This window comes from Aquimarina sp. TRL1 (assembly GCF_013365535.1).
Lineage (GTDB): Bacteria > Bacteroidota > Bacteroidia > Flavobacteriales > Flavobacteriaceae > Aquimarina > Aquimarina hainanensis.
Genome location: NZ_CP053590.1, coordinates 3,767,392 through 3,789,917 on the forward strand (window position 1 = coordinate 3,767,392; position 22,526 = coordinate 3,789,917).

20 protein-coding genes are annotated in these 22,526 nt (G+C 34.0%); 9 read left to right on the plus strand and 11 right to left on the minus strand.

Annotation, left to right across the window (positions count from 1 at the left end):
* Nucleotides 1-15 precede the first annotated feature (15 nt).
* From HN014_RS15495 to HN014_RS15505, 3 genes are all read right to left on the minus strand, one after another.
* The gene (locus tag HN014_RS15495) at nt 16-1,749 is read right to left on the minus strand and encodes a phospho-sugar mutase (protein ID WP_176029759.1); all 1,734 of its coding nucleotides are present in this window, start codon (nt 1,747-1,749) and stop codon (nt 16-18) included.
* 64 nt (nt 1,750-1,813) lie between these two features.
* A complete protein-coding gene (locus HN014_RS15500) occupies nt 1,814-2,761 on the minus strand; it encodes a glycosyltransferase family 2 protein (protein ID WP_176029760.1) in 948 nt (315 codons plus the stop codon).
* A gap of 3 nt (nt 2,762-2,764) precedes the next feature.
* The gene (locus HN014_RS15505; RefSeq protein ID WP_176029761.1) at nt 2,765-3,292 is read right to left on the minus strand and encodes a DUF4199 domain-containing protein; all 528 of its coding nucleotides are present in this window, start codon (nt 3,290-3,292) and stop codon (nt 2,765-2,767) included.
* Between the two features lie 177 nt (nt 3,293-3,469).
* Here HN014_RS15505 and HN014_RS15510 point away from each other — a divergent pair, with 177 nt between their 5' ends.
* Together HN014_RS15510 and HN014_RS15515 are read left to right on the plus strand one after the other, a co-directional pair.
* On the plus strand, nt 3,470-3,721 hold the full coding sequence (locus HN014_RS15510) for a type B 50S ribosomal protein L31 (RefSeq protein WP_176031136.1): 252 nt from the start codon (nt 3,470-3,472) through the stop codon (nt 3,719-3,721).
* 182 nt (nt 3,722-3,903) lie between these two features.
* Entirely contained in the window at nt 3,904-5,085 is a 1,182-nt protein-coding gene (locus tag HN014_RS15515) for a GlmU family protein (RefSeq protein ID WP_176029762.1), read from the plus strand.
* A 32-nt stretch (nt 5,086-5,117) separates the two neighbouring features.
* Here HN014_RS15515 and HN014_RS15520 read toward each other — a convergent pair whose 3' ends face one another.
* On the minus strand, nt 5,118-6,731 hold the full coding sequence (locus tag HN014_RS15520) for an ABC transporter substrate-binding protein (RefSeq protein ID WP_254884020.1): 1,614 nt from the start codon (nt 6,729-6,731) through the stop codon (nt 5,118-5,120).
* Between the two features lie 153 nt (nt 6,732-6,884).
* Here HN014_RS15520 and mtaB point away from each other — a divergent pair, with 153 nt between their 5' ends.
* A complete protein-coding gene (gene mtaB / locus HN014_RS15525) occupies nt 6,885-8,195 on the plus strand; it encodes a tRNA (N(6)-L-threonylcarbamoyladenosine(37)-C(2))-methylthiotransferase MtaB (RefSeq protein ID WP_176029764.1) in 1,311 nt (436 codons plus the stop codon).
* 83 nt (nt 8,196-8,278) lie between these two features.
* Here mtaB and HN014_RS15530 read toward each other — a convergent pair whose 3' ends face one another.
* The gene (locus tag HN014_RS15530) at nt 8,279-8,581 is read right to left on the minus strand and encodes a GNAT family N-acetyltransferase (protein WP_176029765.1); all 303 of its coding nucleotides are present in this window, start codon (nt 8,579-8,581) and stop codon (nt 8,279-8,281) included.
* A gap of 325 nt (nt 8,582-8,906) precedes the next feature.
* On the opposite strand from HN014_RS15530, the gene HN014_RS15535 reads away from it, so the two are divergent.
* Nucleotides 8,907-9,569, plus strand: a complete 663-nt coding sequence (locus HN014_RS15535) for an alpha/beta fold hydrolase (protein ID WP_176029766.1) — start codon at nt 8,907-8,909, stop codon at nt 9,567-9,569.
* Between the two features lie 72 nt (nt 9,570-9,641).
* A complete protein-coding gene (locus tag HN014_RS15540; protein ID WP_176029767.1) occupies nt 9,642-10,604 on the plus strand; it encodes a lytic transglycosylase domain-containing protein in 963 nt (320 codons plus the stop codon).
* A gap of 476 nt (nt 10,605-11,080) precedes the next feature.
* Here HN014_RS15540 and HN014_RS15545 read toward each other — a convergent pair whose 3' ends face one another.
* Together HN014_RS15545 and HN014_RS15550 are read right to left on the minus strand one after the other, a co-directional pair.
* Nucleotides 11,081-11,884, minus strand: coding sequence for a redoxin domain-containing protein (locus HN014_RS15545; RefSeq protein ID WP_176029768.1), 804 nt, complete (start codon nt 11,882-11,884; stop codon nt 11,081-11,083).
* Between the two features lie 148 nt (nt 11,885-12,032).
* Nucleotides 12,033-12,548, minus strand: coding sequence for a lipopolysaccharide assembly protein LapB (locus HN014_RS15550; RefSeq protein WP_176029769.1), 516 nt, complete (start codon nt 12,546-12,548; stop codon nt 12,033-12,035).
* Between the two features lie 177 nt (nt 12,549-12,725).
* Here HN014_RS15550 and rpmH point away from each other — a divergent pair, with 177 nt between their 5' ends.
* From rpmH to HN014_RS15565, 3 genes are all read left to right on the plus strand, one after another.
* The gene (gene rpmH, locus HN014_RS15555; RefSeq protein ID WP_176029770.1) at nt 12,726-12,884 is read left to right on the plus strand and encodes a 50S ribosomal protein L34; all 159 of its coding nucleotides are present in this window, start codon (nt 12,726-12,728) and stop codon (nt 12,882-12,884) included.
* A gap of 103 nt (nt 12,885-12,987) precedes the next feature.
* Nucleotides 12,988-15,840, plus strand: a complete 2,853-nt coding sequence (gene carB / locus HN014_RS15560) for a carbamoyl-phosphate synthase large subunit (protein ID WP_176029771.1) — start codon at nt 12,988-12,990, stop codon at nt 15,838-15,840.
* Between the two features lie 142 nt (nt 15,841-15,982).
* Nucleotides 15,983-16,843 carry a hypothetical protein gene (locus HN014_RS15565; RefSeq protein WP_176029772.1) on the plus strand — a complete coding sequence of 287 codons (861 nt, stop codon included), beginning with the start codon at nt 15,983-15,985 and terminating at the stop codon, nt 16,841-16,843.
* Between the two features lie 137 nt (nt 16,844-16,980).
* On the opposite strand, the gene HN014_RS15570 is transcribed toward HN014_RS15565, so the two are convergent.
* Nucleotides 16,981-17,349, minus strand: coding sequence for a c-type cytochrome (locus tag HN014_RS15570; RefSeq protein ID WP_176029773.1), 369 nt, complete (start codon nt 17,347-17,349; stop codon nt 16,981-16,983).
* A gap of 630 nt (nt 17,350-17,979) precedes the next feature.
* On the opposite strand from HN014_RS15570, the gene HN014_RS15575 reads away from it, so the two are divergent.
* A complete protein-coding gene (locus HN014_RS15575; RefSeq protein WP_176029774.1) occupies nt 17,980-19,068 on the plus strand; it encodes an alpha/beta hydrolase in 1,089 nt (362 codons plus the stop codon).
* Between the two features lie 71 nt (nt 19,069-19,139).
* Here HN014_RS15575 and HN014_RS15580 read toward each other — a convergent pair whose 3' ends face one another.
* From HN014_RS15580 to HN014_RS15590, 3 genes are all read right to left on the minus strand, one after another.
* Nucleotides 19,140-19,508, minus strand: a complete 369-nt coding sequence (locus HN014_RS15580; RefSeq protein ID WP_176029775.1) for a 6-phosphogluconate dehydrogenase — start codon at nt 19,506-19,508, stop codon at nt 19,140-19,142.
* Between the two features lie 406 nt (nt 19,509-19,914).
* On the minus strand, nt 19,915-21,312 hold the full coding sequence (gene rmuC / locus HN014_RS15585; protein WP_176029776.1) for a DNA recombination protein RmuC: 1,398 nt from the start codon (nt 21,310-21,312) through the stop codon (nt 19,915-19,917).
* A 114-nt stretch (nt 21,313-21,426) separates the two neighbouring features.
* Nucleotides 21,427-22,461 (minus strand): hypothetical protein, encoded by a 1,035-nt coding sequence (locus tag HN014_RS15590; protein ID WP_176029777.1) that lies wholly within the window; start codon nt 22,459-22,461, stop codon nt 21,427-21,429.
* Nucleotides 22,462-22,526: the final 65 nt, after the last annotated feature.

Below are 22,526 nucleotides of genomic sequence, written 5' to 3' on the forward strand. Positions count from 1 at the left end.
TAAGTATCGTCGTTTTTATGTTAAATTAAGATCTGTTTTTATAGCAGCTATTTTAGTGTCTAATTGCATTTCTGTCTCTTTAAATAAAGAAGCAGAAGGTAATGTTTTCTGCACACTGATATAAAATTTGATCTTAGGTTCAGTCCCACTGGGTCTGGCAGCAATTTTGCTTCCGTTTTCAGTATAAAAAATTAATACATTAGAAGTCGGAATTGTTAGTTTTGATTCAGAATTATCAATCATGTTTTTGGAAATACCGGTTTGATAATCTTCCATAAGTACTACTTGTTCTCCTGCAATAGTCAAGGGAGGATTTTTTCGTAGATCAATCATAATTTGTTTGATCTCTTCGGCACCTTTGATTCCTTTTTTTACTAATGAAATTAGGTTTTCTTTGTAGAATCCATAAGTAGTATACAGGTCAATGAGCGTAGAGAAAAACGAAGCTCCTTGTTCTTTGGTATGCGCTACAATCTCACAGGCGAGTAGTGTAGAGGTAACAGCATCTTTATCTCTTACAAAATCACCGACCATAAAACCAAAACTTTCTTCCCCGCCACCTATAAATTTTTTATCAGGGAAATCCTTTATTAGTTTGGCGATCCATTTAAACCCTGTAAGAACTTCTTTGTATTCAGTATGATAGGCATCAGCTATGTTTTTTAGCATAGGAGTAGAAACTATAGTAGATGCAATAAACTCGTTTCCTTGTAAACCCAGATTATTTTTATAAAAATCAAGAAGGAACCAGGTCATAACAACCATGGTTTGGTTTCCGTTTAATAATTGTAGTTCTCCTTGATTATTACGAACGGCAATACCTAGTCTGTCACAATCCGGATCAGTCCCTATCACAATATCCGCACCAATTTCGTTGGCTAGTGCTATAGCCATTTCTAGTGCTTCAGGTTCTTCGGGATTAGGAGATTTTACAGTAGGGAAATTTCCATTAGGGGCTTCTTGCTCCTTTACAATATACACTTGCTCATAACCTGCTTTCTTAAGCGTTTCCGGTACAGCGGTGATAGAAGTACCGTGTAGAGAAGTGAAGACAATTTTAGTTTCTTTTTTTGCTTTTTCTGAAGCGATAAAGCTTCCGTTTTTTACACTTTGTTCTATAAATAAGGTATCAATTTCTTTATCTATCTTTTGGATTAAATCAGGATTGGCGTCAAATTTTATTTCGCTGTATTGTAGGGCATTTATTTCTGCGATGATTTCTTTATCCTGTGGGGGTACTAATTGTCCACCGTCTTGCCAGTATACTTTGTAACCATTATATTCAGGGGGATTGTGACTTGCTGTAAGTACAATACCGCAGTGACATTCCAGTTGTTTTACCGCAAAAGATAGTTCTGGAGTGGGTCTTAATTCCGAAAATAAATAAACATGAATGTTGTTTGATGAAAAAACATCGGCAACAATTTGCGCCAGTGTATCACTATTATGACGGCAATCATAGGCGATGACTACTTTTACAGCTTCATTAGGAAATTGTTCAAGCAGGTAATTGCTAAGCCCCTGTGTGCTTTTTCCCAGAGTGTACTTATTAATTCTGTTTGTGCCTACTCCCATAACACCACGCATTCCTCCGGTACCGAATTCTAAGTTTTTGTAAAAACTTTCTTTTAATTCTTCGGTTTTATTCTCTTTTTGTAATTTTTTTATTTCTTCTTGTGTGGAGAGGTCGAAAACTGGAGTTAACCATTCTTCAATTTTAGCATTGATATCAGAATCTGTAATGTGCATATATTTTGTTGTTTAAAGGCAAAAATACTAATTATCTTTACCAAAAGAGTAGGTTCTGTATGGGTTATAAGCTTATTTTTTGAGAAACATTATACCTTCTTTTATCTCGTTTGGTTGTTAGCATGATCTCTCCTATAAATCCTGCCAGGAAAAACTGAGTTCCTAGGATCATAGCGGTTAGTGCTATATAAAATTCTGGTCGTTGTGAGATTAAGCGCCCTTTGGTTTCTATAAAAAGTTTGTCGATTCCCAGATAAAGAGAGAAACAAAAGCCAACAAGGAAAAGAAGGGTGCCTATAAGACCAAAAAAATGCATGGGTCTTTTTCCGAATCTGGACATAAACCAGATAGTTACCAAATCGAGAAAACCATTTATAAAACGGCTCATTCCGAATTTTGTTTTCCCGTATTTTCTGGCTTGATGCAGTACTACTTTTTCTCCGATTTTAGCAAATCCTGCATTTTTTGCCAATACAGGGATGTATCGGTGCATCTCTCCGTGTACATCAATGTTTTTTATGACCTTATTTTTATAGGCTTTGAGACCGCAATTAAAGTCATGTAGTTTTACGCCAGATGTTCTTCTGGCAGCTGCATTAAAAAGTTTGGAAGGGAGGTTTTTGGCAATAACAGAATCATAACGTTTCTTTTTCCACCCAGAAACAAGATCGTATTGCTCTTCTGTAATCATTTTATATAACTCGGGAATTTCTTCTGGATTGTCTTGTAGATCGGCATCCATGGTAATGATAACATCCCCGGAGGCTGCTTCAAAACCAGCATGTAGTGCCTGTGACTTTCCATAATTTCTTAGAAACCGAATTCCCTTAACATTTGGATCACTCTTAGAAAGAGATTGAATTGTCGCCCAAGAATCGTCCGAACTACCATCGTCAATGAAGATAATTTCATAAGAAAAAGAATTGGATTGCATGACTTTTGCAATCCAATTGTATAATTCATTTAGTGACTCCTGCTCATTGAGCAAGGGAATGACTACAGATATATTCATATATTAATATAAGTCTTGTTTTTTCTGCATAATCAGTCCTCCGAATAGCGAAATTATAAATCCTAAAAATAAATTTCCTATTAGAGAAAAAGCTGCCATCATATAAGGCGTAGAGAATTTTTGAGCCATTTCTACACTCTGATCTATCTGTTCTTGTGTAAAATCAGGATATTGCTCAATTAGTTTTTCTCGCTGCATATCTGCTAACTGTGCAGTGAAGTCAGGTTCGATTACCATTGTTAATAAAAATAGCCAGATGATTCCGATAAGAGCTCCGACAAGAGAGATTCCCAAACCTATTTTTAGCGCTTGACTCAATGTCAAGAAACCATTATTAGCAGTTTTAAAGGCTTTAATTCCAAAAATAATAACTCCTAATATAATCAGAAAGCCAATTAAAGATTGAATCCAGCTCTGTTCTTTATGACTATCGGTTACGTATAATATAACACCAAGTAACACAGATAGTACACCAAGTATGGCTCCGTAATTAAGGATGAATTTTTTGGTATTGGTAGTTGCATTTTCCATATGTTATTCTTTTTGGTTATTTACCAATAATCAGTACACAAAGATACTAAAACGTTACAAGCTTGTATAGCAAAAATAGATTTTAGCATAAAAAACTGTAAAAAAATAAGATTAGCTATTGTCGATTTAAAGAATATGATTAAATTTGCAGCTCGAAAAAAGAAAAGATTAAATACGATGAGAAAAGGTATTCACCCTGAAAATTATAGATTAGTAGCCTTCAAAGATATGTCCAATGATGAAGTTTTTATAACTAAGTCTACTGCGAATACTAAAGAAACTATCGAGGTTGATGGTGTTGAGTATCCGTTGGTGAAATTAGAAATTTCAAGAACTTCTCATCCATTCTATACAGGTAAATCTAAACTTATCGATACAGCAGGACGTATTGATAAATTCAAAAATAAATACGCTAAATTCAAGAAATAAGAACAGCGTACAACAATTTTTTCTGAACCCTTCTTTTAGTTAAGAAGGGTTTTTTGTTTTTGGGTTTAGTAGCGGGGATGTAAAATTAATATTATTAAACAAGGAATAGCAAGGTATATCGCGCTATTTTTTTACCTTCGAGCCGAATAAAAAACAAACACACAATCATTAGATAATAAAAAATGAATTATATTCTTTTTGATGGCGCTTCTCGTAATGGGTTGTTACCTTTTACATATACAAGGCCAGTAGCAGAAATTCGAATAGGAATATTAACCATACGAGAAAAGTGGGAGAAATGGCTGGGGTTTACGACTTCTACAGTAACCGAATCTTACTTGAGTGGTAAATTTCCTATGGTCGAATTGGAAGATAATATTATGATTAATGCATCATATCTTCCGACCAGAGAGTTGGTAACGATTATAAAAGGATTAAAAGAACATCAGGCTGTTTTTGATAAAGAAGAACCGGTGGCTTTTTTTGTGAAAGAAGGAGCAGAAGTTGATTTTGATATGTATGAAAAAATAACATTCTCAGCCGATGGGATGATTGTAAAAAATACATGGGATATTTTTTCTAAAAATGGGCAGGCAATAACAGATGATTTTGCATTACTGACAAAAGGAAGAAAGAGCCAGAAGATATCAGAAACCAATAATGTTATAGCTGCTGAGAATGTGTTTGTAGAAGAAGGAGTAACGATGGAATATGCAACACTTAATGCAAGTAAAGGACCGGTGTATATAGGAAAGAATGCACAGGTGATGGAGGGTAGTTTGATCCGGGGACCTTTCTCGCTAGGGGAGCATTCTGTTGTGAAAATGGGTGCAAAAATATACTCGGGGACTACAGTAGGTCCCTATTGCAAAATTGCTGGAGAAGTTAATAATTCTGTTTTATTCGGATATGCTAATAAAGGGCATGAAGGGTATTTGGGAAATTCAGTTTTAGGAGAGTGGTGTAATATAGGGGCAGATACAAATGTGTCTAATTTAAAAAATAATTATGCCGAAGTAAGATTGTGGAGTTATGAAACCGAAGGTTTTGCAAAAACAGGTCTGCAGTTTTGTGGTTTGATGATGGGGGACCATTCTAAATGTGGTATTAATACAATGTTTAATACAGGAACAGTTATAGGGGTATCAGCGAATATTTTTGGAAGTGGGTTTCCTAGAAATTTTATCCCGAGCTTTAGTTGGGGAGGTCATAGCGGCTTTGTGACATATGTTACTAAAAAAGCGATGGAAGTGGCAAAAATTGTAATGGCAAGAAGAGAGGTGAATTTTGATGAAGAAGACAAGAAGATTTTAGAGCATATTTTTGAAGAAACTCAACATTGGAGAAAATCATATGAATCATAGAAGAAGGAGGTATAGTCCTCCTTTTTTTATGATTATTCTTTTTCTTTCCATACTTTTTTTAAGATTAAGAAATTTTGAGGGTTAGGAGTAAGTCCTTTCACATTTTTTTGAGTAAACCTGACTACTTCGTCATAATACAATGGAACAATAGGGGCATTTGCTATAATGATAGAGTCCATTTTTGCGTATTGTTTTTCTCGTTCCTTGATATCTGTGATTTTAAAACTTTCTTCATATAACTGATCGAATAACGTGTTTTTGAAATGAGTATAATTAGGACCGTTAGGAGTAAAATTCTTACTGTAGTATGGAGAGAGAAAATTTTCTGCATCTGGGTAATCGGCAATCCAGCTAGCTCTGAAAACGTCTAGTTTTCCACTCCATTTTTGTTTTCTAATGGTTGATGGAGGAAGTACGTTGATTTGTATGTTAAGCCCTAATTTATTTAGTTCGCTTTGGATAAATTCACAGATGCTCAGATAATTGCTGTCAGTGGTGATTTGAATAGAAGGAGTGTTGTTGCCAGTTTCTTTTTTGTATTGATTGATCAGTTTCCGTGCTTTTTCCGGATCGTATGGATATCCGGGAAGTTTAGAAAAACCGGGAATTCCTTTGGGAATAAAACCGTGAATAGCAGGAGTGCCGATACCATTTTTTAGGTAGGTGATCATTTTTTCTCTGTCAAATCCATAATTAATAGCTTTTCGCAATAAGATGGAGTTGATTTCTTCTTTGTCGCTTTCTAGGTAAAACCCAAGGTATTCAGAGTTGAGATAGGGACCTTTTGTGATGGTTATTTGATCCTTGTATTTGTCCCGTAGTGCTCCCGTGGGAGTTAACAATTCATCTTTATAAGAAGCATCTAAGCTATTTAGGAAATCAATATTTCCTTTTGCAAATTGAAGAAATTCACTTTGTTTATCGGGTAAAAAAGTGATGGCAACAGCTTCGAGATAAGGCAGTTGTTTTCCGGAAGCATCTTTTTCGAAGTACAATTCATTTTTTCGTAAAACTAATTTAATATTTTCTTCCCATAGTTTGAATTTGAATGGTCCTGTTCCAATAGGATGAGATCTGAACTCTGAACCGTAGAAGGTTACGATTTCCTTTGGTACTACTGAGCAGTATCGCATACTAAGAAGACCGAGAAAAGCGGGGAATGTTTGTTTTAATTGGATGGTAAAGGTCGAATCGTTGACAGCATTGTATTGGGCTACATTTTGCAAAACCCAGTTTCCTGGTGATGCTACCTTGGGATCTTTTAGGCGGTTAAAGCTATATGCAAAATCGGTAGCTGTAACCGTTCGGGTGCTGTCTGGGGTTCCAAAAAGGGGGTGTTTGTGAAAATAGACATCATCTCTAAGGGTGAATGTATAGTGTAATCCATCCGGAGAGATTTCCCAATTTTTGGCAATATCAGGAACAATGTTAAGGGCATCGTCCAGTTGAACAAGACTATTGAAAAGCTGATTCGTAGGCCATATAATTGATGGATTTCTGGCAAAAGCAGGATCTAATGATTTGATGTTCGAATATTCGTTATATCTGAATACCAGATGATCTTTGTTGTTTTGAGAAGTATTTTTACAGGCAATGCAAGTTGATAAAATGTAAAATACTGTTATGTAGTTTTTTAGGTATTTCAAAAGCTGGTTTTTCAATTTTAGTAAACGAATTTTTGTTGGTATCTTTGACGCCTTAAAAATATGTTTCTGATTTACAGGGATGATTTTTGAAACAAAGAGTAAAGATAATAAGATTCTTGTGATCCGAGAATCGTAGCAATCTTTTTATTGTACATGAGAAAGAAAGTAGCTTTTTATACACTAGGTTGTAAACTTAATTTTTCTGAGACTTCTACCATTGCCAGAAGTTTTGCAGATGAGAATTTTGATCGGGTAGATTTTTCCGACAATGCTGATATTTATGTTATAAATACATGTTCGGTAACAGAAAATGCGGATAAAAGGTTTAAGACAATTGTAAAACAGGCTCAAAAAGTAAACCCTGAAGCATTTATTGCTGCGGTAGGTTGCTATGCGCAATTAAAACCACAGGAATTAGCAGCGGTTGATGGTGTTGATTTGGTATTAGGAGCTACCGAAAAATTTAAAATTACAGACTATATTAATGACCTGTCTAAGAATGATTTCGGGGAAGTGCATTCTTGTGAGATTGAAGAGGCAGATTTTTATGTGGGTAGTTATTCTATAGGGGATAGAACAAGAGCTTTTCTCAAGGTGCAGGATGGGTGTGATTATAAGTGTACATATTGCACGATTCCTTTGGCACGAGGAATCTCCAGAAGTGATACGCTGGAGAATGTTCTGAAAAATGCGAAAGAAATTTCAGAAAAAGGAATCAAAGAGATTGTTCTTACCGGAGTAAATATAGGAGATTACGGAAAAGGAGAGTTTGGGAATAAGCGTCATGAGCATACTTTTTTTGAGTTGGTACAAGCGCTGGATAAGGTTGATGGAATAGAGCGGTTGCGAATTTCTTCTATAGAGCCTAATTTACTTAAAAATGAAACAATTGATTATATTGCTTCTTCCAGGACCTTTGTACCTCATTTTCACGTTCCTTTGCAATCAGGAAGTGATACGATCTTAAAATTGATGAAAAGACGATACTTGACTCGTCTATATGTAGATCGGGTACGTCGGATACGAGAGGTAATGCCGGATGCTTGTATTGGGGTTGATGTGATTGTGGGGTTTCCGGGAGAAACAGATGATTACTTTTTGGATACGTATAATTTTCTAGCAGAGTTAGATATATCATATCTGCATGTATTTACCTACTCAGAGAGGGAAAATACATTAGCAGCAAAGATGGATGGAGTGGTGCCGCATGATGTGAGAAAGAAAAGGAGTAAGATGCTTAGGGGACTTTCTGTGAAGAAAAGAAGAGCATTTTATGAAGGACAAATAGGAACTACCAGAACAGTGTTGTTCGAGTCGGAAAATAAAGAAGGGTATATTCATGGATTTACAGAGAATTATGTAAAGGTAAAAATGCCGTGGAATCCTGAATATGCTAATACCTTGCATCGGGTAAAGCTGAATACTATAGATGAAGATGGGATGGTGCGTTTTGAATTTATCTGAGAGGGATAGCAATAAAATAAATTATAAAGTAAAAAGCAGCAATTACTATTGCTGCTTTTTATTTAGGTCTTTTTGTACTGATGCTAAATGTTAATTCCTACAGGAAGAAGGTCTTTGTATTTTCTTCTGTTTCTTCTCATAAATTTAGCAATAATAGGACAGGTTGGAACTAATCGTATGTTTCGTTCTTTGATAATATTAAAAACGGCAACGATGAACTCTTCGCCATATCCTTTTTCCTGAAGTTCCTCGGTAATAATAAGTTTAGTCAGGAAAATTTTACGCTCTTGTTGTGCGTATTCAATTGTTACTTTTTGATCTTCGATTGTGGTTTCGAACTGCCTCAAAAATTCATTATCGATCACCTCTAAATCAACATCGCTCATATTCTCCATGTTTAAAATTGCTTTAAAATTTATACTTAAAAAATAACAAGGGGCATATAGGTTGGTGTCTCTTTTTTTCTGTATTTTTGATACAGAAATTAAAGGTCAAATAATTTTTCTTTTTAATCGTTGTTTGTACTATAGTTTTCCCTATTAAAAATGGATTTACAGAACTGATCATTTGTTAAAGAAAAGCTTCTGTTATTATTCCCTTACCATTTTTACATCTTTTCAAAATCATCACTTCAGTGTATTGAAAAAGAGATTTTGAGGTGCAAAGATAAGAAAATTAGAGCTTTAAATTTAATTTTTAGTGTTAAAACCTATGAAGGAGCAAGTTACCAACATTTATTTTGTCCCTGGAATGGCAGCCGATGTTTCTATTTTTGAATTTATAAAGTTGCCAGAAGATTCGTTTAAAATTCATGTAATTCCATGGAAAATTCCATATAAAAAGGAATCTATGGGGCATTATGCGAAGCGTATGAGTGAAGAGGTTAAGCATGATAATTGTGTGCTTGTGGGCGTCTCTTTTGGAGGGGTGGTAGCTCAGGAAATGAGTAAGTTTTTAAAGCTGAAAAAGTTGATAATTATCTCCAGCGTAAAAAGTAAACACGAATTTCCGAAAAGAATGAAATTTGTGAAAAAAATAAAAATGTACAGGGCTTTTCCGACGGCTATTGTTTCTAAAATAGAAAACTGGGAAAAGTATGCTTTTGGAGATTTTTCGAAAAAAAGGGCTAAGATGTATCAAAAGTATTTATCCATTAAAGATAAGCAGTATCTGGACTGGGCTTTGGAAAAAATGATATGCTGGGAGCAGGAGGAGCCGCCAAGGGAATTGGTTCATATTCATGGAGATCATGATATTGTATTTCCGATTTCTAATATAAAAGATTGCATTACGGTAGAAAATGGGACACATGTGATGATTGTCAATAGAGCAAAATGGTTCAACGAGCATTTGCCAGAAATAATAAATAATTAAATCGTTTCGGATTTATTTTTTACCTTAGATAAAAATAATTGTAGATTTCCCCAAATAAAACCTACTTAAAGTATGAAGATGATTAGAAGAATTTTAGTTTTTTTAGGTGTTGTATTCACCTTTGGAGTATTAGTTAATGCCACTCAGGAAGATTTAGCAGAGATTAAAGTTGAAAAACCGGAAGCGCAAAAAGCATTAGAAGAAAAACTGGTTAGTGATTACAATGTGTACGCTATTGAAATGCCGGAAAATTTGAATTTTGCAGGAGAGCTTGTGCCGGTTTCCAATCCTGATATCAGAGAGCGAATGGATAGAGAATTGTTGGTGAATACGTATTGGCAATCTAATGGGTTGCTTCTTTTTAAAAGAGCTCATAAATACTTTCCTGTTATAGAACCTATATTAAAAGAGCATGGAATTCCTGACGATTTTAAATATTTGGCAGTGATAGAAAGTGGTTTGACACAAGCTGTTTCTCCTGCCAGAGCTACAGGGTTTTGGCAATTGCTGAAAAATACGGCAAGAGAGTATGGTTTGGAAGTGAATCAGAATGTCGATGAACGATACCATATAGAAAAAGCAACAATAGCTGCTTGTAAGTATATTAATCAATCTAAAAAACGTTTCGGTTCCTGGACATTGTCAGCGGCAGCGTATAATGCCGGAAACCATGGAGTGAGTAAGCGATTGGCTAGTCAGAAAGTCGATACGTATTATGATTTGTTATTAGGAGAAGAAACAGGAAGATATGTTTTTAGAATTATAGCGGTTAAGGAGATTTTGAGCAATCCTAAAAAATATGGATTTAACTTTGAAGAAAAAGATTTATATCAGCATATTCCTACCTACAATATCGTAGTGGATGAGCGAGTAGAAAACTTTGCAACTTTTGCTAAAGAATTAAATATTAATTACAAAATTCTTAAGCTACATAATCCCTGGTTACGTGAGCCTCATTTGAATAATGCTTCCGGGAAAGAATATTTAATTCAGATTCCGAAAGACGGGTATTATTCGACAACTACGGGGCAATAATATTTTTCATAATCAGGATATACTTTTCTTTGTTTTGTATAGGTTGGTTAATACCATTGTACTAGCTTTTTAATGATAAAAAAAATAGTTCAATGAATGTACCTATGTTATATATTTAATTCTTACAGGCTTATTAGAGGGTTTTCTTAGTGGGGCTTTAGGAATTGGAGGAAGTGTAGGTATGATTCTGTTACTTGTTTTATGGGTAGGATTTTGTCCAGCATGAAGCACAGGGAACTAGTTAGACAGTGTTGTCTGTTCTTCTGTGTTTTAGGGCGTTTAATTACTATAAAGAGAGGTGTATCAATTGGTGATATAACAGTTATCGTTGGTATTGCTTTTGTGTATTGGTGATAAGCTGGCAATTTTGATCAATCAAGCTCTTTAAAAAAAAAATCGAGGCGTACTGATTCTTGTCGCCATAAAAATGATTTTGGTAAAAAATAAAAAAGCACACTAGATAGTGTGCTTTTTTATTAATTATCTTCCGCTTTTTTGATGGAATCTTGTTCTCTTCGATAGCGTTCATATTCTTCGTCAATTCTCCTTTCTTCATCGGTTCTTCCATCTTTTCCGACTTTCTCTTCTTCTTTTTCAACTTCAGGAGGGCGACTATCCAGATCGGCAATTAGTAGTGATACTCCTTTTGATAGTGAATTGAAATGTATATTATATGAATTGCTCAATGATTCACTGGAATGATGTGTAACGATTTTTCTGATGTCGAGAATTTTTTTGTCAGGATCCATAAAATACATCATAGGAAAACCAAGAGAGTGTTTTAGTTTATTGATGATATGAGAATCTTGATTTGTCATCTCGTTTACATAGGCCAGATGTGTATGCGAGCTATAATCTTTTTCTTTGTCTTTTAATTTTTCTTTTGAATCCCAAAACAGTACAATGAAATCAATTTGATCATGAAATTTATCAACAAGATCATTAAAGGCTGGAATTTCTCCAATGCCAGGAACACACCAAGAAGCATAAGTGATTAAAAAAATTGGCTTCTCGTATTCTTCAAAAAAGATAGATTCTCCTTTTAGTGAATTGACACTAAAGTTATCCAGATAAGTTCCTTTGAGATGATTATTAATAAGAGAATCAAAAAGAAATTGAGCATGCTCCAAATCATTATTGTTGTATGCTTCATTAATTTTTAGGTTGTACTTTTTTATATGTGCAGAGATAGCAACAGAAAAAGGAATTTTGACTTCTTTTTGGGCATAGGTATTAGTAAAGTATATAAAAAGAAAGCCTAGAATTAATAATTTCTTCATTACAGATTGATTAACAATAGCTAATGTAATATAAAGTCTTTAAAAAAATGTATTTTGAGATAAAAACTTTCCCTTACTAATCTGAGGTGTATCAATTCAGATTAATAGCTTTTAAGATTAAACGTTAAAAATACAGCAATTAGTATGCCTATATTTTTTTCATTTGCTGTTTCATCATACTGATTTCTTTAGAAAGCATATTGTGCTTGTCTAGTTTTTTAGCTTCAGTAAGTAGCATTTGAGCTTCTCTTTTTCTACGCTTAGTCATTGCGATACCCGCAAGGTTTAATTTCGCAACCGCTAAATCCTGATTCATGGATAATCCTAATTTGATGGCTTTTTTTAGGTGCTTCTCTGCTTGGGTAATATTTTTTTGAGAAAGCATAATTCCTAATAAGTAGTTGTAATACCCTTGTTGTTTAGTAGTCAGAGCTGCTTCAGGGTTTTTGATTTTATCCAGCCATTTTTTAGCACCTTCAAAATCTTGCTTCCTCAATCTGAGAAATGCAATTAGAATAAGTTCATTCTTAAAATACAAAAACACAAAGATTAGCGATAATAGGATAAACATAATACCATTACCAATATACCCTTCAATGAATTGCCAAATTGCTACTCCGAATATAAGGATTGCGATAACTAATTTTATATTTTTGTTGTACATGAACGCTGCTATTTTTTTGAATTGCGGCAAAGGTAATAAAAACAAATAAAAATAATTTACAAAATCGGTTTGTGAAAGTAAAAACTCTTTGTATATTTGCCCGCAGTTTTGGAGTTACATCCTACAGAAGTGAAAAACATATAAAATCAAGAAGATTTATAAAGAATAGATAGCAACATGAAAAGAACGTTTCAACCATCTAAGAGAAAGAGAAAAAACAAACACGGTTTCAGAGAGCGTATGGCTTCAGCTAATGGTAGAAAGGTATTAGCTAGAAGAAGAAAGAAAGGCAGAAAAAAGCTATCTGTTTCTTCAGAATTAAGACATAAGCACTAATGGATATTAGTGATTGAAATAATAAAGGTGTTACTTTTACGGGTAACGCCTTTTTTTATATTTATTAGAGAGGAATTATTTAAGTCGATCATATTTATATTACATGCCAAAAAACGAAAAACTTAAGAGTATTTTAATTATTGGGTCAGGACCAATTGTAATCGGTCAGGCCTGTGAATTTGATTATTCTGGAACGCAAGCGTTGAGATCTCTTAGAGAGGATGGAATTGAAACAATTTTGATTAATTCAAACCCTGCAACGATTATGACAGACCCTTCAATGGCAGATCACGTGTATCTGAAACCATTGAATACCAAATCAATTGTAGAGATTTTAAAAGAACATCCACAAATTGATGCTGTTTTACCTACGATGGGAGGGCAAACTGCATTAAACTTGTGTATTGAAGCAAATGAAAAAGGAATTTGGGAAGATTTTGATGTAGAACTTATTGGAGTTGATATCGACGCCATTAATATTACAGAAGATAGAGAGCAGTTTAGAGAATTGATGCTCAAGATTGGAATTCCGATGGCACCACAAGCTACGGCAAATTCTTACCTAAAAGGAAAAGAAATTGCACAGGAATTTGGCTTTCCTTTAGTAATTAGAGCTTCATATACTCTTGGAGGAGCAGGAGCTTCTTTTGTTCATAAAGAAGAAGACTTTGATAAGTTATTGACCAGAGGACTAGAAGTATCGCCAATTCACGAAGTGATGATTGATAAAGCACTTTTGGGATGGAAGGAATATGAATTAGAGTTGCTTAGAGATAAGAATGATAATGTAGTTATTATCTGTACAATCGAAAATATGGATCCAATGGGAATCCATACAGGAGACTCTATTACGGTTGCTCCGGCAATGACATTAAGTGATAAGACATTCCAGAGAATGCGTGATATGGCAATCCATATGATGCGTAGTATTGGAGATTTTGCTGGAGGATGTAACGTACAGTTCGCAGTAAGCCCTGATGAGAAAGAAGATATTATTGCGATAGAAATTAACCCTCGTGTATCTCGTTCTTCTGCTTTGGCATCAAAAGCAACCGGGTATCCAATTGCTAAGATTGCTAGTAAATTAGCTATAGGATATACACTGGATGAAGTGAGTAATCAGATTACACAATCTACCTCAGCTTTATTCGAACCTACATTGGATTACGTAATCGTAAAGATCCCTCGTTGGAATTTTGATAAGTTTGAAGGTTCAGACAGAACATTAGGATTACAGATGAAGTCTGTAGGAGAAGTAATGGGGATAGGAAGATCCTTCCAGGAAGCATTGCATAAAGCGACACAATCTCTAGAAATTAAGAGAAATGGATTAGGAGCAGATGGTAAAGGATATAAGAACTATGATCAGATTATAGAGAAATTAACCTATGCGAGCTGGGATCGTGTCTTTGTAATTTATGATGCAATTCAAATGGGAATTCCATTAAGTCGTATTCATGAGATTACCAAAATAGATATGTGGTTCTTAAAACAATATGAAGAACTGTATAATCTAGAAAAAGAGATTTCTACCTTTACAGTGCAGTCATTGAGCAAAGGCTTACTATTAGAGGCAAAACAAAAAGGATTTGCCGATAGACAGATCGCACATATGCTTAATTGCTATGAAAGCGAAGTATATAAGAAAAGAGAAGAACTGGGAGTAAAACGAGTGTATAAGCTCGTGGATACATGTGCTGCTGAATTTAAAGCAGCTACACCATATTATTACTCTACTTTTGAAGAAGAGATTAAAACAAAAGAAGGAGAGACACTGATTTCTAATGAAAGTAAAGTTTCTGATAGAAAGAAAATTGTTGTTTTGGGATCAGGACCTAACCGTATCGGACAAGGGATAGAATTTGATTATTGTTGTGTACATGGAGTATTAGCAGCTGCGGAATGTGGGTATGAAACTGTAATGATTAACTGTAACCCTGAGACGGTGTCTACAGATTTTGATACGGCAGATAAGCTGTATTTCGAACCGGTTTTCTGGGAGCATATTTATGACATTATCAGACATGAAAAACCAGAAGGAGTTATCGTTCAGTTAGGAGGACAAACTGCTTTAAAATTAGCAGAGAAATTAGATAGATACGGAATAAAAGTTTTAGGAACTAGCTTTCAGGCATTGGATCTGGCAGAAGATAGAGGAAGTTTCTCTACATTGTTGAAAGAAAATAATATTCCATATCCAGAGTTTGATACTGCAGAAACAGCTGATGAAGCATTAGCGGTAGCAGACCGATTAAACTTTCCTATACTGGTAAGACCTTCGTACGTATTAGGAGGACAGGGAATGAAGATTGTGATTAATAAACAAGAATTAGAAGAGCATGTAGTAGACTTGCTTCGAAAAATTCCTAATAACAAATTATTATTAGATCATTATCTGGATGGAGCTATTGAAGCAGAAGCAGATGCTATATGTGACGGAGAAAATGTCTATATCATTGGTATTATGGAGCATATCGAACCTTGTGGAATTCACTCGGGAGATTCGAATGCGACCTTGCCTCCGTTTAACTTAGGAGAGTTTGTGATGCAACAAATTAAGGATCATACCAAAAAGATTGCTTTGGCATTGAATACAGTAGGGTTAATTAATATCCAGTTTGCTATCAAAGATGACATGGTATATATAATAGAGGCAAACCCAAGAGCTTCTAGAACAGTTCCTTTTATAGCAAAAGCATATGGAGAACCTTATGTGAATTATGCGACAAAAGTAATGCTTGGAGATAAAAAGGTAACGGATTTTGATTTCAAACCACGATTAGAAGGGTATGCAATCAAGCAACCTGTATTCTCATTTAATAAGTTTCCTAACGTAAATAAAAAATTAGGACCAGAAATGAAGAGTACAGGAGAAAGTATCTTGTTTATAGATGACCTGAAAGATGATGAATTTTATGATCTATACTCTAGAAGAAAGATGTATTTGAGTAAATAAATATTCTTATTTCAATAAAAAAAAAGCTTCAGTTAATTACTGAAGCTTTTTTTTTATTAAACCATTTGAGGTATAGTGAGTCATATAATAGTATACAAAACATGCATGTTTGATTAATGAATAATTTATAACAAGCTATATTATGAAAAAGTCAAGAAGAAATAAAAGTATTATTAGTCTCATGGTATTGGGATTGATGATTACTCATTCTATATGTGGTCAGGATATAACAACTGTAAGAGCAACAAATGGGGAAACTGGAGAGCTTTTGAATCTGGAAGCGGTTGCATCTGTTTTTGGAGAAGCGAGAGACTTAGAAGATTTTGAACAGCGATTAAATGATCCGGCATCTGGATTGTCTAATTTAGACCTAAATGACGATCAACAGGTCGATTATCTGAGAGTAGTAGAAACTGTAGAGAAAAACACACATCTTATTGCAATACAAGCAGTGATAGGGGCTGATTTATATCAGGATGTAGCTACAGTAGAGGTTTTTAAAGACAAGAACAATATAGAACAAGTACAACTAGTAGGAGATGTGTATTTATATGGGAGTGCATATATTATAGAACCGGTATATGTTTATAGACCACCTATTTTTACGGTTTTCTGGAGACCTTTATACCGTCCGTATCGATCTGTTTTTTATTGGGGAAGATACCCTAAGTATTTCTATCCCTGGCGTCCGGTATCAATACAGTCTTATAGAAAAAATGTATATGTATCTATTAATAGAAAACATGTGTATCGGAGAACGACGATAAGAAGATCTGTAGCAGCACCTCGTATGCATATTACTATACGAAAAACAGGGGGAGTAACTCACTATCCTTCTAAATCGTTTCGTGTAAAGAAACAGGTGGTAGTGGCCAAAAAAAGAAGTCCTAAGCCAGTTGTGGTTAAGAAAACAAAAGTAGTAACAGTAACAAAGAAAAAGAAAGTATCAAAAAGCAACAAGCCTAAAAAAGTAGTCCGAAAAAAAATAAAAAAGAACAGTTGATGTGTGTGATGATCACCTGTAAGGGGTAGTAGAATACATATATCACTTTTCTACTACCCTTTATTTGATAGTTAACAGATAAGCGTTATAAGCGTATTGTGTCATTAGAGTAACATATGTCTGTATTCTTAGATGGGTTATTTTTCAGGAAGTCCACTTTTTTCCCATTGTACGATTGTATTGATGTCTGCATCGGACATTTTTCCTGCAGGAGGCATAATATTTAAGGTATTTGTAGTTGATATTCTGCCTATCATATCGCGATTCTGCATGGCATTTTTAACTTCTTGGAAAGTCTCTAGTGGCATAGGAGCTCCATTAGCCAGAGGGGTTTTGTGGCAACTGATACAATGTGTGTCTACAATAGACTTCACATCTGCTTCATACGTTTTTTTTTCGACAGGATCAATAGGATCAGTTACAGGAGTAGCATCATCACTACCTCCACAATTGAGAAAGAAGTATGATAGTAAGATAAGTGTCAATAGCTGATAAGTAGTTCTCATGTTGCTCCTTGGTTTTATTGGCACCGCCAAAGGGTATACTAACCCAAGACCTGCCTTGAAATTGAAAATTTGTTTCTAACGAATACCTCATGGATTTGCCCGGAGGTAGTTTAATGCCTGTATCTTGATTCAATGATTTTTAAGATATCTATTATTTTAGCTGATAAATACAAGAGGGAAATCATACTCATTTCATAAGAAATCCCTTTTTAGATTATCAGTAAACTAACTATTTATGTCTGATGTCCGATCTTGTAAAACATACATATATAGTACTATATGTATACGTGGCAGACACTTTTCAAACGAATTGATCATTTTAGTATTGTGTGTGATTAGTTAGTAATCACCGGATAATCTTATATAAAAGTAGTAAGATCAAGTGTTTTTATGATTTTAAATAAACGTTAAAATGTCTAAAATATAATTATTCTAAATAATGTTTTGGATTTATAAGGAAGACTAACTTTTCCGAAAAAGAGAATTAGTACGTTGAAACAGGCTCTGAAATATAGAAACCTTTGTTTGAAATGTAAATAATACTTTTTGCGGCAATTATAGTACGTTTTACGTTATATCAAGGAGGTTACAAAACAGTACTTTTATCAGGTATTTTGATTGATAGAAAACATGAAAATATCCTATTCGTATACTATTATATGTTGTCTGTTCTTTTTTTGTAGTTTATATGGACAGAAAGAGAAAAATTACGTTTATAAACATGTTATTTCCTCTGAAGTTTTAGGAGAAGATAGGCTGGTAACTGTTTTTTTACCCAAGAATTATTATCACCCGTTGGCTGTAAAAAGTAATTTTGGGGTTCTGTATGTTCTTGATGGGGGAAAGAAGAAGGTGGTAACTAATGGAGTATATGATTTTTTAGCAAATGGTGTAAAACCAGCTATTCCCGAATTAATTATCGTAGCAATTCATCAAAAAAACAGGATGTTTGATTTGACACCTACAAAAGCGACGACTTTTCCGAATGGTAAAAAAACAAAGCGATACGAAAAGAGTGGAAATGCTTTTGCCTTTTATGAATTCATAGCAAACGAAGTAGGAGAGAAGGTAAATAGAATGTATAGAACCAGTGGGTTTAATATATTGACGGGCCATTCTTTTGGAGGACTTAATACACTGTATACACTTTTAGAAAAAGAAGGATTTTTTCAGGCATTTATAGCTTCAGATCCTAGTTTGTGGTGGGATAACAGAAGGTTGTTTTATGATGCTAAAGAGATGTTAATCTCAAAGAAGTTTACAAATAAAAGCTTGTTTCTGGCAATTGCTAACCAACAGGGAACTCCATCAATGCCCGCCAGTAATTTGCATCAGGAAACGATTAAAAGTTTTGCAAAATTATTGGATAATTCCAAAGAAAACGGACTGCATTTTAAGCATAAATTTTATGAAGACAGAGAACACCATTCTGTCAGTATGATTGCTTTGCAAGATGGATTGTCGTTTATTTTTGAAGACGTTTCTTTTCAGTCAACTGATTATAAGTTGACAAGAGAAAAATTACAGGAACGCTATAAAGTATTATCAGATAAAGTAGGAATGTCTTTTAATCCTAGTATACTACAAATTGTAAACCTGGGGGATCTTTTTTCTTTTAAAGGAAATAAAAAGAAAGCCTTGCAGTTTTATAAGTGGGCACTGGAGGAATCCCCTAATAATATACTGATCAAAGAAAGAATAACAAAGATTACATCATAAGTAGTAATTTGAAAATCTCCATACAGAAGAAAATATATAAAATGATTGTTAAGGGTACAGACAAAAGTTTCTTATTTATTTCGGAAGTGTGGAGATTCTTCTTCTGATACTTCAATAATAAAGTATTTAGTATCTCCAAGCCAGGAAAAAGTGCTAAACCGTTCTTTGTATTTTAATTTTACATATCTCCCCTGAAGTTGTTCCAGTTTGCGAATTACTTCTTTGTGTTTATCCTCTACGGAAAAGCTAAAAATTTGTGCTCCTGAAATACCCTGACTAATTTCTCCTTCATAGGTTTTAAATACAATTCCTTTTTTACTAAACTTAATAAGTTCTCCACTTCGAACTCCTTCGCTAAAACTGGAATAATATATAAAAGCAAAGTATGCTGCGAATGATAGTATGATAGATGCAATAATAATTGCTAATATTTTTTTCATAATCTATATCAATAAAGAAGGCTAAGGTACTTAAAAATAAAAAAGTAAAACAGGGAAGTGATATCTTATTCAGTAGCCTTTTTTAATTTTATTAGTTTTTGAAAAAGAATGAAGAAACCAATAGCAAATACAATCCTTCCTAAAAATGAGATCCCATAACTGATCTGGTAATAAATCTTAAATCAATCAAATCCCGCTTCTGAGGAAAAATACATTAATACAGAGGGTAGTAAAGAAGTTAAAAAAGAGACTGATGATCCGGTAAGGATAAAAATTCCTTTTGTGCTTATTTTCAGTTTTGAAAAGATAATAAAGTGTAGTACAAATCAATAAAATAACTGAGATGTTGTATAGCAGAGTTGTAAAAACGTGTATAAAAAGCCTTTCTGGATCCATTAAATAGATATCAATTTATTAAATCGTTATCTTGATTTGCTCGTTTAATGATTGCATCAGGAAGTGATTTTTTTGCTTTTGCTCCCATCTTTTTTAATTTTTCGACACTTGTTATAAGATTTCCGCGTCCTTCTACTAATTTGTTCATAGCAGAGGAATAATCTTTTTTGGCGTCGTCTATTTTTTTTCCTACTCCAGTCAGGTCTTTTACCAGTCCTTCAAATTTATCGTATAAGGCACCAGCTTGTCTGGCAATCTCTAAAGCATTTCGTTGCTGTTTCTCATTGTTCCACATAGTATCAATAGTTCTCAATGTGGCTAATAAGGTCGAGGGAGTAACAATAACAATGTTTTTTTCAAAGGCTTGATTATACAGCTTATTATCTTCATTAATGGCTAACGCAAAAGCAGGTTCTATAGGAACAAAAAGCAATACAAAATCCGGGGATTCTATATCGTATATATCCTGATAATTTTTGGAAGATAATTGATCTACATGTCTTTTTAATGAAGTAACATGCTCCTTGAGATAACTCGTTTTTTGTTGTTCGTCATCTTCATTGATAAAACGTTCATAAGCAGTAAGAGAAACTTTGGAATCTACGATCATTTTTTTATTATCAGGAAGATAGATCACTACATCAGGCAAAATACGTTGCCCATCCTCTGTTGTGAAACTTTGCTGTACGAAGTATTCTCTGTCTTTTTCTAATCCGGATTTTTCTAAAACTCTTTCTAGGACTAATTCTCCCCAGTTTCCTTGGATTTTGCTATCTCCTTTGAGTGCTTTAGTTAGATTTGTTGCTTCTTTACTCATCTGCTCATTAAGGTCTTTTAGACCTAAAATTTGCTGTCGCAAAGCAGCGTGATAATCAATACTTTCCTTATGAGTTTGATCCACTTTTTTTTCGAAATTGACAATTTTTTCCTGCAGTGGAGAAAGGATGTTTTTTATATTCTCTTTATTTTGTTCGGTAAATTTATTAGATTTTTCATCTAGGATCTTATTTGCTAGATTTTCAAACTCTTTTGTGAATTTTTCCTGTAGCTTATCAACCTCTTCCTTTTGTTCTTTGTTTTTGAGTAACAAATTTTCAAACTCTGTATTTCTTCGTGTGAGCTCTGTATTGAGAAAATCTTTTTCCCTTCGTATATCCTCTCTTTCTTTTATGATATCGGAGAGTTGTTTTTCTACTGTGTTTTTATACTCCTGATATTGTTGTTTGGATAATTCGGATTGCTGAACTGCATTTTTTTTGAATTCATCGTATTGTAACTGAATGCGATTCGATTTTTCTTCCAAGGTGTTTTGTTGGTTCTTATTCTTTAGACCAGCAACATATTTTCCTATAAAAAAACCAAGTAAGATAGCGATTACGGCTACAATAAGTAAGATGTATTCTGACATGCTTATTTTTTTAGACCAAAGATAAAGATTAGTTGGTATTTCTATAATATTGGATAAAATAAAAAAGGCTAATTCTTTTACGAATTAGCCTTTGGTATCGTTATAAAATGTGTACTATAGTTGTACTTTGATATCTATTTTGATAAAATCTCCGGTTCCAAAAGTTCCTGATACTTCTGTTACTTTGATAAGCCCTTTCTTTCCGTAGTTATCTACGAATTCAACAACGTCCCCTGCAGAAAGAGAGTTAATCGTCTGATTAGTTGACTGTGTTACAAAATCTAAATCAGTAGCATTGCTTATTGCATCAAACTCGGCAGTTGTCTTAGCAGAAAGACTAAAATATGCTTTGTTGAACACCTCATCAGCAGGTGTATTTGCTACAGTAGCAATGTTAATAATATTAGAAGGATAATCATCAGTAGAAGATAAAGAAGCTTTTCCTGATGCTCCATAGTAATATCCGAAATCCCAAAGAGCAGCATATTCTTCTCCTTGATTAATTTTGTATACAGAGTTATTGTATAAAGAGAGGAAAGTACTAGAAGATCCATCTGCTAACGGAGCAAATAATTGAATTCCTTCATATACGTGAATTCCTGAATTACTATTGTTACCATTACCATACTTAATCGTAATCGTACCAATTACATCATCACCTAAGGCATTTCTTTTGGTAATATCCCTAAAGTCTCCACGACCTGTAGTTGCCCAGAATTTATATACAACTGTTCCGTTGGTTAGGTTAGCAGGAGCGTCTAAGTTGATTTGAAATTCAAAATCTTTTTTGTCGTCTCCAACCAGGTCTAATGAACCATCTGGTTTTTCATCAACTTCCTGTGATGTAAATACAAAAGGTTCTTCTCCGACACCACCAATATCTTGTGTAATGTATAAACGTCTCATAGATTTAGTAGTAGAGGAGAACTTTACTTTAGCTTTAATGGTAGATCCAGTATTACTATCAGCGTTTACAGAAACTTCTCTTTTGTTGCCAACATTATCTTCTGTAACAATCAATTCTGCGTCAAACTCTGAAGTAGGATCCGTGATAACTAAATCATCGTTATCATCTTTACTACAGCTAAAAGATAAGCCAGCAGCGATAATTAATACTAATACAGCTTTGAATTTGAAAATTTTGTTCATTTTTGAAATGGTTTTAATTCAAAAACAAAGGTAGGCTGTTTTGCTAGAAAGTGTATGAGTGTTTC